Origin of the sequence: Nonomuraea helvata (genome assembly GCF_039535785.1) — a bacterium.
Classification (GTDB): domain Bacteria; phylum Actinomycetota; class Actinomycetes; order Streptosporangiales; family Streptosporangiaceae; genus Nonomuraea; species Nonomuraea helvata.
This window is the reverse complement of record NZ_BAAAXV010000012.1, coordinates 259157-273252: the sequence shown is the minus strand read 5'-3', so window position 1 is coordinate 273252 and position 14096 is coordinate 259157. Positions and strand designations below refer to the sequence as shown.

Here is a 14096-nt window from a genome sequence, read left to right as displayed (position 1 = left end):
TCGGGCGCCTCGGTCAGATCGTGACGGCGAGCTTGCCGACGCTTCCCGCGGTGAAGTCGCTGATCGCGCGGGACGCCTCGGCCAGCGGGTAGGAGCGGGCCACCGGCACCCGAAGGCGTCCTTCGCCCGCCTCGGCGGCCAGGTGGGCCAGGGTGGCGGGGGTCGGGTCGGCCATGACCGCCGTGGCCGTGATCTTCCGATCGGATTCTTCGGGCAGGTAGTGCCGGCTCGAGGCCAGGCGCCCGCCGTCGGCCAGCAGGGCCGCCACGGCCGGCCCGTCGCCCGCCAGGTGCAGCGCGGCGGCCACGCCGCCGGGCGCGATCGCGCGTACCTGCGCCTGCAGATCGGTGTGGTCCACGGCCCAGGTGGCGCCCAGGCCGGTGACGAAGGCGGCTTCGGCTCCGGGCCGGGCGGTGGCGATCACGTGGGCGCCGCGCGCGGCGGCCAGCTGGACGGCGAAGGCTCCGACGCCGCCGGTCGCGCCCGAGATCAGCACGGTCTCGCCCGGTTCGGGGGCGACGGCGTCGAGGGCGTTCAGCGCGGCGGTCCCGGCCAGGCCGAGCGCTCCCGCGCGGGCGTGGCCGAGCCCTTCGGGGATCCTGGCCAGGCCGTACTGCTCGCTCACGACCACGTACTCGGCGAAGCCGCCCTGGCCGAGGGTCGGGCGCATGACCACGCCGAACACGTCCTCGCCCGGCGTCAGGCCGGTCACTCCCGGGCCGAGGGCCGCCACGGTTCCGGCGAAGTCCTTGCCGAGCACGACCGGGAACTCGTACTCGTACACGCCCTTGAGATTGCCGGCCAGCACACCGAGGTCGAAGCCGTTGACCGAGGAGGCCAGCACCCGGACCAGCACCTCGCCGGGGCCGGGCTCCGGCACGGGCAGTTCGGCGGCCTCCAGGGCAGCGCCGAAGTCGGTGAAAGCCATCGCACGCATGATGATCACTCCGATACTCGTCCCAACAGCACTTCCTGTGCGTTGGTTACTTGTTGTGCGCGCGTCGAGTTTGGTCCACAATGCCGCCATGGCGGAAGAAGGCACTTTGACCATCGCAAGGCACACCGATGTGCGTGAACCGGCCAACGGGGATCATCCGCGGTGCCGGCTGCGCGACATCCTCGACCGCGTCGGGGACAAGTGGAGCGTGCTGGTGATGGACCTGCTCGGCGGCGGTCCCAAGCGCTACTCCGAACTGCAGCGCGCCATCGAGGGCATCTCCCAGCGGATGCTCACTCTCACGCTGCGCAGCCTGGAGCGCGACGGCCTGGTGGAGCGCACGGTCACGCCCACCTCGCCGCCTCGGGTGGACTACGCCCTGACCCCGGTCGGGCGTACGCTCTCGGCCCAGGTCGCGGGGCTCATCACCTGGGCCGAGCAGCACCGTGAGTACGTGGCCGCCGCCCGCCTGCGCTACGACGCGCCATGACCGGCCTGGCACGCCGTCCGGGATACGGTCAGGCGTGCCAGCCGGTCACCCCGCCCGGCACCGGCGCGGCCGGGTCGTACGGGGTGCGGGTGAAGATGAACGTGTTGAGGTCCAGATGGTCGGCGGCCACCCGGAGCGTCTCCCCGGCGTAGTAGCCGTCCAGCCCCAGCCAGGTCCCGTCGGGCCGGGGCACGAATCGTGAGGCCCGCCCGCTGCCCCCGACCGGCTCCAGCGCCAGCCCGCGCTCGGGCAGCAGCCGCAGCGTGTACGGTTTGGGCCCCCAGTGCCACAGCCCGGTCAGCGCCAGCAGGTCGGGATCGGCCTCGGCCGGCTGCCACTCCTGGGGCAGGCGCGGCTCGTACTGCTGCAGGATGTCCAGCAGGTCGGTCAGCAGCGTGCCGCGCATCCCCGTGGTGGTGTTGGCCATGAACAGCACGCCCACCCCATCGGCGGGGTCGGCCCACACGGTGGCCAGGAACCCGGGCATCGACCCGCTGTGACCGGCCAGACGCCGCCCCGCGACGCGGGCCAGTTGCAGGCCGAGCCCGAAGCCGCCGGTCCAGGCGTCGCCGTCGTCCACGCCGACCGGCTCGCGCATCTCAGCGATGGTGTCGGGATCCAGCACCTCACCGGTGTCGCCGCCGACGAAGGCCGCCCACCGCGCCAGATCTTGCGGCGTGGACCACAGCTGCCCGGCCGGTCCCATCGCGTCGGCGTCGTGCTCGGGCTCGGGCAGCACGACGTCGGCGTACGGGTGGACGGCGTAACCGGTGGCGTGCGGGGCGCGCGGCCGGGCGGTGGTGTCGTTCATGCCGAGCGGGTCGAGCACCTCGGCCTGCAACGCCTTGAGCCAGGTGGTGCCGCGTGCGCGGGCGACGAGCTCGCCGAGCAGCGCGAAGCCGAGGTTGGAGTAGTGGAAGCGCCGTCCCGGCCGGTGTTTGAGCTCGCCGGGGCCGAGGCGGTCGATCAGGTCGGCGGCGGGGATGCCGGGGGTGCGCTCCCACCAGTCGGTGGGCGGCTCGGCGGTCAGGCCGGCGGTGTGCGACAGCAGCTGGGCGATGGTCAGGTGGCCCAGCTGCGTGCCCGGCAGATGCTCCTCCAGCGGGTCGGACAGCCGCAGCGCGCCCTCGTCGCGCAGCCGCATGACCACGACGGCGACCATGCTCTTGGTGATCGACCCGATCCGGTACTGGGTGGCAGGGGTGGGCGGCGCGCCGTCCACCTGGCCGCGCCCGCCGAACCACGCCGGCCGCCCGTCGCGCACGATCGCCGCCGTCAGCGACGGCACCCTGCATTCGGCCTGTTCGACGGCCAGCCTGCGCAGCAGGGCGCGCGCCGTCGCATCTCCCACCTGACTCATGGGCGACAAGAGTAGCGGTTGGACGGGCACGAGCCGCCCGCCGTGGTGCCCTCACCCTCCCTTGACCAGCAGCCGGACGGGCCGGTAGATGAGCCCGTCGTCGGTCCACCGCAGCGTCGCCAGGTCCTCCTGCGCCCGCAGGCCGGGCAGCCGCGTCGCCAGGGCGCGGAAGGCCTCCTGCAGCTCCATCCTGGCCAGGTTCGCCCCCAGGCAGTAGTGGGGGCCGTGGCCGAAGGCCAGGTGCGGGTTGACCGTGCTGGCGGCGAACCTGCGGATGTCGAACTGCTGTGGCTCGGCGAACGCCGCCGGGTCGTGGTTGGCGCCCGAGGGGTTGGGCAGCACGACGGAGCCCGCCGGGATCACGCCGCCGGACAGCTCGATGTCCTCGGTGACCAGCCGCAGCAGGCCGTTGCCTCCGGGACCCTCGTAGCGCAGGATCTCCTCGACCGCCGCCTCCACCAGCTCGGGTCGCGCCGCCAGCTGCGCGTACTGCTCGGGGTGGCACAGCAGCCGGAACGCACCCCGGATGATCATCGAGGCGGTGGTCTCGTGCCCGGCCATGATCAGCGTGAAGACCATGTGCGTCAGCTCGGCCTCGCTCAGCCGGTCGCCGCCGTCGCGCGCCTCGATGAGCAGGTCGATGAGATCATCGCCCGGCCTGACCCGGTGCTGCGCGATCAGCTCACCGGCGTACGCCATGAACGCGGCGAACCCCGCGCCCCTGGCCTCGCTGCTCGCCTCGGACGTGGACAGGAACATCTCCGTCCAGCCGCGGAACTGCTCGAACCGGTCCATCGGCACGCCGAGCATCTCGCAGATCACCCGCGCGGGCAGCGGCAGGGCGAAGTCGGCGACCACGTCGAACTCCTCGCCGGCCGCGTCGATCAGCTCGCCTGCGATCGCCGCCGCGCGAGGCCGCCAGCGCTCGATGTGCCTGGGGGTGAAGGCGCCCTGCATGATGCGGCGGTAGCGGGTGTGCTCGGGCGGGTCCTGGTTGATCAGCGCGGCGGGGTCGTCCTCCAGGGCGGTGCCGCTGACCATCCGGGGCAGTGCGGGGTCGCGCAGGTTGCGGCTGGCGGCCGGCGAGGTGAGCACGGCGCGGACGTCCCGGTACCTGACGATCATGGGTACGCGGTCTCCGCTCGGCATCGTGGTGAGCTCCATCGGAGCCTCGGCGAGCCTGCGGGCCAGCTCCGGTGAGGCGGTCCCGGTCGGGCCGGGCGGAAAGTCGGGCCACGGGCAGGTGGTGCTGGACTGTGCTGTCATGGTCGCCTCCAGGCGATGCCGTCCAACAGGCCCCCTGAACCTACGAACCAGCGCGTACGCGGTCAATGTCTCTTCGTGGCCACATCTCCCATGGGCTTGCCGGGCTTTCGCGTGCGCCCGGGTTCGGACACGATCGAGTCGGCGGGGGTGCCGCGACGGTGGCGGCCCCCGGGGAGGGCGGGAGGTGGCATGCCGGACTGGCGTGTGGTCGAGCGGGCGGTGCTGGCGAAGGCCGCGGGGCGCGGCGAGGATCGTCTGGTCGTTCTGGACGACGGCCGCGGTGTCCATTGCGCGGCGGTGATCGATGGCGTCACCGACAAGTCCGGCCGCGACTTCGGCGGGGCGAGCGGCGGAGCACTGGCCGCTGACTGCGTCGCTCGTACGCTCGCGGCCCTGCCGGCCGACGTCACCGTGGGGGAGGCGGTCGCGTCCATCACGGCGGAGCTGGCCGGGCTGCGCCGCACGTGGTCCGTCCCCGACGACGACCTTCGCGCTCCGGCCGCCGTCGCGGCGGTGGCCTGGCCGCGGCGGCGGCTGCTGTGGCGGGTGGGCGATGCCCACCTCGCCGTCGGCCGCCGAGACGGCGGACGGCTGCGATGGGACCGCCACGTGGGCGGCAAGCTGATCGACACGGTGCTGGCCGGCGCCCGGGCGGCCTACCTGCACTGTTTGCTGCTGGAGGGGGAGCACCCGGAGCATCTCGCGGCGACCGACCCGGGACGGGCCCTGATCCGGCCGGTGCTGGAGCGTCAGGCCGCGTTGGCGAACCGGGATGACGCCGGTCCGTTCGGGTACGGCGTGCTGGACGGGCGGCCGGTCCCGGAGCGGTTCGTCGAGACGTTCGCGCTGCCGCAGGACGCGTGGGAGGTGGTGCTGGCGTCGGACGGTTACCTCAGCCCGGCACAGAACCTGGTGACGGCCGAAGCGGAGCTTCGGGCGTCGTTACAGGCGGACCGGCTGCGCATCATGGACCATGCCGCCACCAAGGGGATGGCCCCCGATGCCCGGAGCTTCGACGACCGCGCCTATCTGCGGCTGTCGCGCGAGGAGCACGCCGGTGTTCCGGACGTTTAGACCGTCGCCGGTCTTGACGCTGTCGGAGGCGCATATCGGCGGCAGTGCCAGGCTCAGCGCGTCGCGGTGCAGCCGGTCCAGGCGGGCCCGGCTCTGCACGGTCGCACGCGCCGCTCTCAGCTGTGCCTGGCATCGGCCGGGGGTCATGCGGACGGGCGTGGTCTGCTTGAGCAGGCGCAGCATCCGGGGTGTGAGCCGGTCGAGGCGTGGGCGTATCTCGGTGGCCAGGTCGGGCCAGCGGCGGGGGCGCAGCGCCGGATGGGCCCGCCAGCGCTCGTGCAGCCCTCGCTGCACGAGCTTGGACGCCTCGATCTGAGCGCGGAAGAATCTGACGCCGGTCTCCGGTGCCAGGCCGGCCTGCGCCGACTGGGTGGCGACGGCGTCGAGCAGCTGCCGTTCGCGTGCCGGATCGGTGATGGGGCTCGCGTCGGCGAACTTCGCCGCCGCCACCTCGTCGGCCAGCAGGATGCGCCGCACGGTCAGCTCCACCAGCTCGGTCAGCTCATCCGGGGCTTTCGGGCGGCCGGGTGCGGGGGAGAGGGCCAGCAGGACGGCGGTGATGAGCGCGGCCTGGTGGCGTACGGCGGGTGCGCGGTGTGGCATGCGGCTTGCTCCCGGGCGGAGTTGGTCGTCGTGTTTCCTCACTCAGCGGGCCGCACCGGCTGGCGCAGCAGCGTACGCGGGGCCGGGTCGTCCAGGGCGCTCAGGTAGATCTCGTGGTGCAGGCCGTTGGCGATGAGCCCGTGCTCGGTCATGAAGTCCTCCATGACCTTCAGTGACAGGTGTTCCTCGCTGAACGGGCCCTCGTGCAGCAGTTCCACGCACTGGCCTTCGGTGACGGTGGCCAGGCGTACCCGGTCCACGGCCGCGTTCGCGGCGCGGCTGCGCTCGCGCGCCCGCTCCAGCGCGCCCTCCCGCTGCGGCGCGTCCGGGAGCGGCAGCAGCAGGTGCCAGCGCCACTGCTCGCGCGGCACCTGCAGCCCGTGCCGCTCGTCCTCCACCCACCACTGGCCCTCCAGCGGGCCGGTGCTCGCGCCCAGAGCGGCGGCCACGGTGTACAGGGCGCCGATGGCCGTGGTGTGCTCGCTGCCGCCGGGCTCTCCCATGCCGGTCACGCTCAGGCAGGTGACGGGGCCGTGGGTGGCGATCGTCGGGGTCATGGTCGTTCCTCCAGGGGGATCATCAGGTGGGTGACGAGCCGGTCGGGCTCGGTGGTGGCCGGGTCGGAGACGTACACCTCGCGGATGGGGCCGCGTAGCGGGTGTCCTCGTTCGGCGCACCAGGCCAGCACGGCGTGGGCGGTGAGCGAGATCTGGTCGTAGGGGCCGACGTGGGTGGCGCCGGCGAACGTCCCGCCGGGCAGCACCTCGACGCTGAGGCCGGCCTGCTGCCACGGTTCGGCGGCGCTGACGTGGTCGAGGACGAGTGCGGCGCGTACCTCGAAGGAGGAGTCGTCCAGCTCGATCGGGAACAGCCCGATCAGCTGCGGCGGCCCCGTGAGTGGCCCCGTGAGCGGCCCCGTGAACGACAGGGCGCGCATCAGGCGGGCGATCGCGGCCGAGGTGGCGCGGGCCACGTCGGCAGCCCCGGCCGCGCTTTCGCGGGCCATCGCCACCGGCCTGGCCGGTTCGGTGCTCACGCGTACGGCCGGTGCCGGCAGCCCGTCGGCCATCACGCGCTCGAGCGCCGCCAGCGTCCGCCGTCGCCGCGCCAGCTCGGCCTCGAGCGTCTCGCGCACCCCGCCCAGGGCGTCCGTCGCACCGGACAGCACCTCGGCGATGACCGGCAGCGGCACGTCCAGCGAGCGCAGCAACCCGATCGACAGCGCCTGCCTGGCCTGCGCGCGCCGGTAGTAGCGGTAGCCGGAGTCGGCGTCCACGTGCGCCGGCACCAGCAGTCCCAGCTCGTCGTAGTGCCGCAGCTGCTTGACGCTCAACCGGCTCAACCTGGCGAACTGCCCGATGGGCAGCAGATCTCCGTCCACGCACCCCAGCATGGTCTCTCCCACAGGGGGAGAGTCCATCGCGTCGCGCTCACTTGCGGTGAGCGGCCTCGTACTTCTCCACCACGGAGGAGGCGATGCGGCCGCGCTCGCTGACAGGCAGGCCGTGGGTCTTGGCCCACTGCCGGATCTCGGCAGACCTTTCACGGCTCATCACGCGGGTGCCGCCACCGGCTCCGCGCCGGCCGCGGGCACGCTCGGCGCGAACGGGGCGTGCCGCGTTGATGAAGGGAGCAAGTGCCTTCTCAAGTTTCTCCCGGTTCTTGCCCGACAGGTCGATCTCGTAGTTGGTCCCGTCGAGTGCGAACTTCGTGGTGCCCGACGCCTCGCTGCCGTCGAGGTCGTCGATGAAGATCTCTTGAATCTGCTTAGCCATGCCGACGCTCCCATATGACCGGTGCCACATGCTCCAATTTACGCTTCGCATTTTGCGGAAACCGGTCTTCAGGTGGTTCGTATCCCTCTCTTTACGGCTTGCAGGGCAAAGCGTTGGCGGAAAAGCGCTGCCGTGATCGGCTTCGTACGCCGTTCTGAGCGGTACGGCGATCACCGGGCCGCGGCGGCCGCTCCGGCGGGCCGCATTTCACGGCCGGAGGAGATAATCCGCTGGTTGAATACGCGCACCCCGCCGAATTCACCCGACACGCCGATGAGCCGGCGGCAAATCGGGTGATGAATCCACGCGTCCCGCCGGAAGGACGGCGCCACCTCGTTATGAACTCATCGCATTCCTGCCGGGGCGGGCGTCGAAGGCGGTTATGCCTTTCCCGTCACGAAGTGGTGTCCCGGCCGCCTGCGGCCATGAGCAGACGGCGGTGGTCATCGCCTTGAGCGAGGCCGGGATGACGGTGGCGGGGTCGGGGTTGAGGGCGATCGCGACGGCGGCCTGGCGGCGGCCGTCCGGGGTGCTGACGACGATGTCGGTGCAGCCGCGCATGCCGCCGATGTGGTCGTACACCGGGCCGCAGCCGAGGTCGTGGCGGTGCACGCCCAGGCCGAAGTCCGTGACCCACGGCAGGGGGTCGCCGGCGAGCGGGACCTTGGCCTGGGACGACGTGGTTGGTGTTGGAGTACGACGCCTGCGGCCCGCCGGGCGGGGTGGCCTCGAGCCTGGAGGCCAGAGCCGGCTTGCGGTCGTCGGTAAGGCGCTCGAGACGGTGCCGCTGGCAGTCGGCGGAGGTCTTCAGGTCGAGCGCGTCGTAGAAGTCGGGGCAGGCCGCTGGTCTGCCTGAGCAGGTCCCGTACGGTGATCTGATTGCGCCGCGATCACCTGTGGCGCGAGCCGTATCTCGTTCACGGCTCGCGCCCTACGTCTGCCCCTGCCCCTCACCCTCGGGGAACGGCATCAACATCGAGCACAAACGCGCCTGCGAAAATGCCGCCGTGCTGCTGTGGCCGCCGGCTTGGCGCGATATGTCGGACGCCTTGCGGAGGCCCTTCGACTTCTGTCCTTCCGAGCGTCATTTCGTGCTGCTGTCGGCATGGCCGGCTCCGGACCTTTGCGCGACGGGCCTGGAGCTGAAGGAACGGTAGTCAGCGATACCCGCATTCTCCAGGGCCTGGTCCGCCTCTTCGTTGGATATGTCGACAATCGCCCGGTTGTCATGACTCGGCCGTCATCTTGTCCAGCAGCCGGGGTTCCACGTGACGCTCTTGTTGCCGGAATACGTCCCCTGAGTGGTGTCGGCGATCTTGGTGCTTCCGTCGGGGTACTTGTAGATCAGCTTGACCTGGTACGTCTGCACGATCTCGGAGATCAGCGCCGAACGGTTCGGGCCCGTGGGCATCCAGTACGTGCATTTGGACTGCATGTTGTGCGGAAACCACTCCCCATGGGACTGCTCGATGATGTGGTCCCTCGCCATGGAGTTGTACTCGGTGCCCAGCCCATTCGCCCACGGGTTGAACGCCACCTCGCTGCTGGGATAGTTGCACACCTGATAATTGCCCTTGTCGAAGTCGGGGCTCTCCCTGCCGGCGGCCACTCCCCAGACTTCCGTGCCGCTGCAGGGCTCGTAGTAGCGCGCCGAACCGGTGGGAGTCACCTCCACCGAGATCGCCGGCCCGTCGGCCCTGGCAGCGGTGGGCGTACAGACCAATGCCAATGCCACGGTCATCGCCGCCGCCGCCGGACCGCGGCCGAAGCTGAAGGCCATCTGATCGTCCTTTCCTCTCGAGTGTCATCGCAGCGTGTTCGGCCCTGTGAAGGACCGGTTCTGAGACCGGCTCCCGGTGGAAGCGCTGTTCTCAGTGCCTGCACGACAGTAAGGAAGGCGACTTGTACCGCTCTGAAGCGGAACTCCGAGGACCTGAAAACGACTTGGCTATGGCTTGGCGGGCGAATTCCTCAAGGTGACACCCCGGTTCAAGGCCATGCGGCCCTGCCGGTCACCCTCGCCCTGCCGGGCAAGGTCGCCTCAGCCGGTCGCGGTGGCCCTTCGGACGCAGTCGCGGAGCAGAGCGCGGCGCTGGTCATGTACGTCATCGGGCTCTTGGCTACTGGCCGCGTATACGTTGCTGACCGGTGACCACGCCATGGACATGGCGATGACCATGGCCATGATGTCGAACGGGTCACCTGCGCGGACCCGCCCGGCGGCCTGGGCCTCGGCGATGGCCGCGAGCTTGCGGTCGTCGTAGTGCTGGTGGGTCTCGACGAGGTGCCCGGCAGGCCGGCGCTCCAGCCGGGTCCAGGTCGCCAGCCGGATGAGGTCGGGGCGGCGCAGGTATTCGTCGTAGAGGCGCACGGCCCAGTCCGCGAGGTCGTCGGCGTCGATGGGGACGACGTTGGTGATGCGCTCCAGCGAGCCGAGGAAGATCGCGTCGAAGAGCCGTTCCTTGTCACCGAAGTAGGCGTAGAGCTGCGCCTTGTTGGTGCGCGCTGCCGTCACGATGCGTTCGATGCGCGCCCCGGCGATGCCGTGCTGAGCGAACTCCTCGGTGGCGGCGTCCAGGATGCGCTGGTAGGTCGCGGCACCTCGCGAGGTCTGGGGCGGTTCCGGCATGGGATCAGCCTACCAAACAGAATGGTTTGTTTGTTTTGGTGTGTGGTCGCGCTTACCCTGAAATAGACCGAACAGTTTGTTTAAGGAGTTCACCTGTGCGCACCACCACCGGATGGCAGGCGACCGGCCCGATGACGCTGCGGCGCACATCGCTGAAGCGCCGTGACCTGCGCCCAGATGACATCGCGGTGCAGGTCGACTACTGCGGCGTGTGCCACACCGATCTGCACGCCCTGCACGACTACGACCAGCACGCGAAAGCACCCCTGGTCCCCGGTCACGAACTCACCGGCGTGGTGACCGAGACCGGCCCCGAGGTGACCGCCTTCTCGGTCGGTGACCGCGTCGCGGTGGGCAACATCGTCGACTCCTGCGGCGTGTGCGCCATGTGCGAAGCCGGACAGGAGAATTTCTGCCGCTCCTTCCCGACCCTGACCTACGGCGGCACCGATCGGCTGGACGGGTCGACCACCCTGGGCGGCTACTCCCGCGAGTACGTCGTGCGCGACACATTCGCCTACCCGCTTCCCTCCGGCCTCGACCCGGCCGCAGCCGCCCCGCTGCTGTGCGCCGGCGTCACCGTCTGGGAACCCCTACGCTCCCTCGGCGTGGGCTCCGGCAGCCGTGTCGCCGTGGCCGGGCTCGGCGGCCTGGGTCACCTTGCGGTCAAGATGGCCGTGGCGCTCGGCGCCACCACGACCGTCATCAGCCGCACGCAGGACAAGCGCGAAGACGCCCACCGACTCGGCGCTCACGACCTCATCGCCTCCACGGACACCCAGCGGATGGCCGCGGCACGCGACACCTTCGACGTCGTCATCGACACCATCTCCGCGCCCCACGACCTCGCCCCGTACCTGAAGTTGGTGGCGATGGACGGCACCCTCAGCCTCCTCGGATATCTGGGCCCGGTCACCGTCGAGGCCATGGACCTGCTCGTGGGCCGCAAACAGCTCAGTTCCGGGGGCAGCGGAGGCCGCCCCGCGACAGCCGAGATGCTCCAGTTCTGCGCCGACAACGGCATCGCCGCCGACGTCGAAGTTCTCCCCTCGTCACAGGTGGACACGGCGCTCGACCGCCTCCGGCGAAACGACGTCCACTACCGCTTCGTGCTCGACATGTCCGACCTGGACTGAAGAGACGACTGTCCGGGCCTTGGCGTGGGGCCCAGCCGTCAATGCGCCATCCCCGGCGCCCCGTCCTGTCACAGACGCCGCCGATCCCGCTGGCGACGATGTCACTCGTGACGCCGATGAGGTCGAACGCCGCCTGTGCCCGCGATGTGGCGTCGCGGCCGGATCGCCGTACCGGGCGCGGTCAGAGTGTGTCGAAGCCGCGCAGCATGGCCTCGAGGGCGAAGTCGAAGCGGGGGTCGGACCCGGAAGAACGCCGGGATCGGGTGGCCTGGGCCAGGAGCGGGGTCTGCCGCAGGTCCTGCTCCGGTATCGCCTGCATCCCTGTGGCCGGCAGGTGCCCGTCACGCCCGCCGGCCAGGATGGCGACGTGGCCGACGACGAACCCGGTCACGGCGTACAGCATGTCCAACGCCCGCTCCGGCGGCAGTCCCGCAGCCCGCAGCGTGTGGAGGGCGTTCTCCATGAGGCGGTGGTTCTGCGGCGTGATCGCGGGACGGCTCACCACCAGGGGGATGACGTTCGGGTGCGCGAGCAGGACGCGCAGCAGCGTGCGGGCGTACTCGCGCAGGCCCTCCTGCCATGAGGCCGCCTCGGCGAGCGGTGGCGCGGCCTGCGCGAAGATCTGCTCCACCAGCCCGTCCAGCAAGGCGTCCTTGCCGGCGACGTGCTGGTAGAGGGACATGGCCTCGACCCCGAGCTCCTGGCCGATGCGGCGCATCGACAACGCCTTCAGCCCGTCGCGGTCGGCCAGCGTCAGGGCCGCCTGGAGGATGGCCTGGCGGGTCAGCCCGGCGTTCTGGCCGCGGGTGCGGTTCGGGGACATGGTGGCCTTTCTCCCGCCAATGATTCTTACGTCGTAAGTATAGTGGAGGCATGGTAAACATACGCTGTAAGAATCGGAGCGGCCGATCCGCGCTTAGGGAAGGACTCACGCCATGACCACGCCGGCAACGACACCGGGGAAGCACGGAGCTCTCGCAACGCTGTACGCCGGCGCCGGGCTCACGGTGGCGGCCACCCTCGTGGCGTTGGCCGACCGGGCGGGCCTGGCCGATCACGTCCGGGCGGGTTACCCGGCCTACGGGCCGGGAGAGATCGACAGCGCCGTCACCGCGTATACGGTGATCCTGTCCGTGGTGGGGACGCTGGGACTGTTCGGCTGGCTCGGCACCGCCTGGGTGGTCCGCAGGGGCAAGGGCTCGGCCCGCTGGCCGGCAGGCGGCCTCCTGGCGATCGCGATCTGTGTCGCGTTCGCTGCTCTGACCGTCCGGGACACCAATGGCGAGGTCGGTCTTGCGCCGCTGCTGGGCTGGCTCCAGGTCCTTCCGTGCGCCGCCGGGCTCGCAGCGGTCGTGCTGTTGTGGAGAAGGCCGGGGTGAGCGCCGGGCATGTCGCCTGTCGCCGGGCCACGCCGCCATGGGTCAGGGCCACCACGCACGACAAGGAGCAGACACAGTGCAGCGAATCGGCATCATCGGGGTGGGCGAGATCGGCCGGGCCATCGTGACGGGCCTGTGTGACGGGGCTGATCCGTCGCCGGCGGTTTTCCTCTCCCCGCGGGGAGCCCGCACCGCCGCGGAGCTGTCCGAGCGCTTCGAGGGCGTGCAGGTATGCGCCGACAACCAGGAGGTGGTGGACCGCTCCGAGGTGGTGATCATCGCCGTCCGCCGCCTGGACCGGCACGAGGCGCTGGCCGGGCTGAGGGTGGACGGCGACAGGGTCGTGGTGAACGTGATGTCCGGGGTCGGCGACGACGACCTGCGCCGCACGCTCGCCACGGATGCTCCGCTGGTGCGGGCCATCCCCCTGCCCGCCGTACGGGAACGCCGCTCGGTCACGGTGACGTACCCGTCGCACCCGGTCGTGGACGCTCTGTTCGAGCGCCTGGGCGGGTCGCACCCGGTCGCGGACGAGGCGGCCTTCAACGTGTTCTCCGCGCTGACGGGGACGCTGACCACCCACTACCGGTACCTCGCCACGCTCACGTCGTGGGCCATCGGTCACGGCATCGCCTCCGACGAGGCGGACCGCTACGTTCGCAGCCTCTTCCAGGGCGTCGGCCGTGCTCTGGGCGACGAGACGCGCTCACTGCACCGGCTCGCGGCCGACCACGAGACCCCGAACGGGAACAACGAACGCATCCGCACCACATGGTTCACCGCTGCCAACTCCGAAGCCCTCGGCAAGGCTCTCGATGACCTCCTGGCCGATCTGACGTAACCCCGGCGAGCGGGACCGGCCGGTTGACGATGTCCGGCATGGCGGCCCCACGCGGAGCCGCCATGCCGGGCGTGCCCTAGTTGAAGCAGTCCTGCTTGCTGAGCGCGATGCCGTACTCGGTGACCTTGCCGTGCGTGACGCCGAAGCTGTAGTAGGCCTTCTTGTTGCCGGGGACCGTGGTCACGTAGAAGCCGTGGAAGTCCTTCTTGACGCGTGGGTAGGCCGCCTTCACCTGCTTGGCGGTGGAGCCGATCTTGATACCTTCCGGGGTCGTCATGCCCTTCGCGGCGAAAATGGCGGCCAGCCCCACGCGCGGCGAGATGTAGATGCCGACCGCGTCCTTCGGAGTGGGGAACTTCTTCAGGTCCCAGCCGGAGCAGCCGCCGCCGCCCGGCATCTTCTCGACCACGCCGCCCGTCGCCTTGGCCTGCTTGACCGTCATGCCGAGCTTGACCGCACCGTAACCGTAGGGGCCAAGCGTCGGCTTCGTCTGGGCGAGCGCCGCGGTGGAGCCGGAAACAAGCAGGGAGCCGGCGAGGAGCGAGGCCCCGATCATCGTCTTCATCATGTCTGCTTTGACTGCGAAGCACCGCTAAAAGTTTTAAA

General features: G+C 70.7%; 16 protein-coding genes. 4 read left to right on the top strand and 12 right to left on the bottom strand.

What is annotated here, in order from left to right:
• Window positions 1-13: 13 nt before the first annotated feature.
• The gene (locus ABD830_RS51420) at window positions 14-928 is read right to left on the bottom strand and encodes an NADP-dependent oxidoreductase (RefSeq protein WP_345002942.1); all 915 of its coding nucleotides are present in this window, start codon (window positions 926-928) and stop codon (window positions 14-16) included.
• A 115-nt stretch (window positions 929-1043) separates the two neighbouring features.
• Between ABD830_RS51420 and ABD830_RS51415 the strand changes: the two genes are divergently transcribed.
• A complete protein-coding gene (locus ABD830_RS51415) occupies window positions 1044-1427 on the top strand; it encodes a winged helix-turn-helix transcriptional regulator (RefSeq protein ID WP_345002941.1) in 384 nt (127 codons plus the stop codon).
• A gap of 28 nt (window positions 1428-1455) precedes the next feature.
• On the opposite strand, the gene ABD830_RS51410 is transcribed toward ABD830_RS51415, so the two are convergent.
• From ABD830_RS51410 to ABD830_RS51370, 9 genes are all read right to left on the bottom strand, one after another.
• The gene (locus ABD830_RS51410; RefSeq protein ID WP_345002940.1) at window positions 1456-2787 is read right to left on the bottom strand and encodes a serine hydrolase domain-containing protein; all 1332 of its coding nucleotides are present in this window, start codon (window positions 2785-2787) and stop codon (window positions 1456-1458) included.
• 51 nt (window positions 2788-2838) lie between these two features.
• Window positions 2839-4053, bottom strand: a complete 1215-nt coding sequence (locus ABD830_RS51405; protein ID WP_345002938.1) for a cytochrome P450 — start codon at window positions 4051-4053, stop codon at window positions 2839-2841.
• A gap of 942 nt (window positions 4054-4995) precedes the next feature.
• Window positions 4996-5730: a chorismate mutase gene (locus tag ABD830_RS51400; protein WP_345002937.1), complete on the bottom strand. Its 735-nt coding sequence runs from the start codon at window positions 5728-5730 to the stop codon at window positions 4996-4998.
• A 38-nt stretch (window positions 5731-5768) separates the two neighbouring features.
• Window positions 5769-6287 carry a hypothetical protein gene (locus ABD830_RS51395; protein WP_345002936.1) on the bottom strand — a complete coding sequence of 173 codons (519 nt, stop codon included), beginning with the start codon at window positions 6285-6287 and terminating at the stop codon, window positions 5769-5771.
• On the bottom strand, window positions 6284-7111 hold the full coding sequence (locus ABD830_RS51390) for a MerR family transcriptional regulator (RefSeq protein WP_345002935.1): 828 nt from the start codon (window positions 7109-7111) through the stop codon (window positions 6284-6286). The genes ABD830_RS51395 and ABD830_RS51390 overlap by 4 nt, the downstream gene beginning before the upstream one ends.
• Before the next feature lie 49 nt (window positions 7112-7160).
• Window positions 7161-7505 (bottom strand): histone-like nucleoid-structuring protein Lsr2, encoded by a 345-nt coding sequence (locus tag ABD830_RS51385; RefSeq protein ID WP_345002933.1) that lies wholly within the window; start codon window positions 7503-7505, stop codon window positions 7161-7163.
• 336 nt (window positions 7506-7841) lie between these two features.
• A complete protein-coding gene (locus ABD830_RS51380) occupies window positions 7842-8117 on the bottom strand; it encodes a hypothetical protein (protein ID WP_345002932.1) in 276 nt (91 codons plus the stop codon).
• A gap of 628 nt (window positions 8118-8745) precedes the next feature.
• A complete protein-coding gene (locus tag ABD830_RS51375; protein ID WP_345002931.1) occupies window positions 8746-9285 on the bottom strand; it encodes a hypothetical protein in 540 nt (179 codons plus the stop codon).
• Window positions 9286-9546: 261 nt separating this feature from the next.
• Window positions 9547-10134, bottom strand: a complete 588-nt coding sequence (locus ABD830_RS51370; RefSeq protein ID WP_345002930.1) for a TetR/AcrR family transcriptional regulator — start codon at window positions 10132-10134, stop codon at window positions 9547-9549.
• 95 nt (window positions 10135-10229) lie between these two features.
• Between ABD830_RS51370 and ABD830_RS51365 the strand changes: the two genes are divergently transcribed.
• Window positions 10230-11270: an NAD(P)-dependent alcohol dehydrogenase gene (locus ABD830_RS51365; RefSeq protein WP_345002929.1), complete on the top strand. Its 1041-nt coding sequence runs from the start codon at window positions 10230-10232 to the stop codon at window positions 11268-11270.
• A gap of 181 nt (window positions 11271-11451) precedes the next feature.
• Here ABD830_RS51365 and ABD830_RS51360 read toward each other — a convergent pair whose 3' ends face one another.
• Entirely contained in the window at window positions 11452-12093 is a 642-nt protein-coding gene (locus tag ABD830_RS51360; RefSeq protein WP_345002928.1) for a TetR/AcrR family transcriptional regulator C-terminal domain-containing protein, read from the bottom strand.
• A gap of 112 nt (window positions 12094-12205) precedes the next feature.
• Between ABD830_RS51360 and ABD830_RS51355 the strand changes: the two genes are divergently transcribed.
• The gene (locus tag ABD830_RS51355) at window positions 12206-12649 is read left to right on the top strand and encodes a hypothetical protein (protein WP_345002927.1); all 444 of its coding nucleotides are present in this window, start codon (window positions 12206-12208) and stop codon (window positions 12647-12649) included.
• Window positions 12650-12725: 76 nt separating this feature from the next.
• Window positions 12726-13490: an NAD(P)-binding domain-containing protein gene (locus ABD830_RS51350; RefSeq protein WP_345002926.1), complete on the top strand. Its 765-nt coding sequence runs from the start codon at window positions 12726-12728 to the stop codon at window positions 13488-13490.
• 76 nt (window positions 13491-13566) lie between these two features.
• On the opposite strand, the gene ABD830_RS51345 is transcribed toward ABD830_RS51350, so the two are convergent.
• Window positions 13567-14058 carry a hypothetical protein gene (locus ABD830_RS51345; RefSeq protein WP_345002925.1) on the bottom strand — a complete coding sequence of 164 codons (492 nt, stop codon included), beginning with the start codon at window positions 14056-14058 and terminating at the stop codon, window positions 13567-13569.
• Window positions 14059-14096 lie beyond the last annotated feature (38 nt).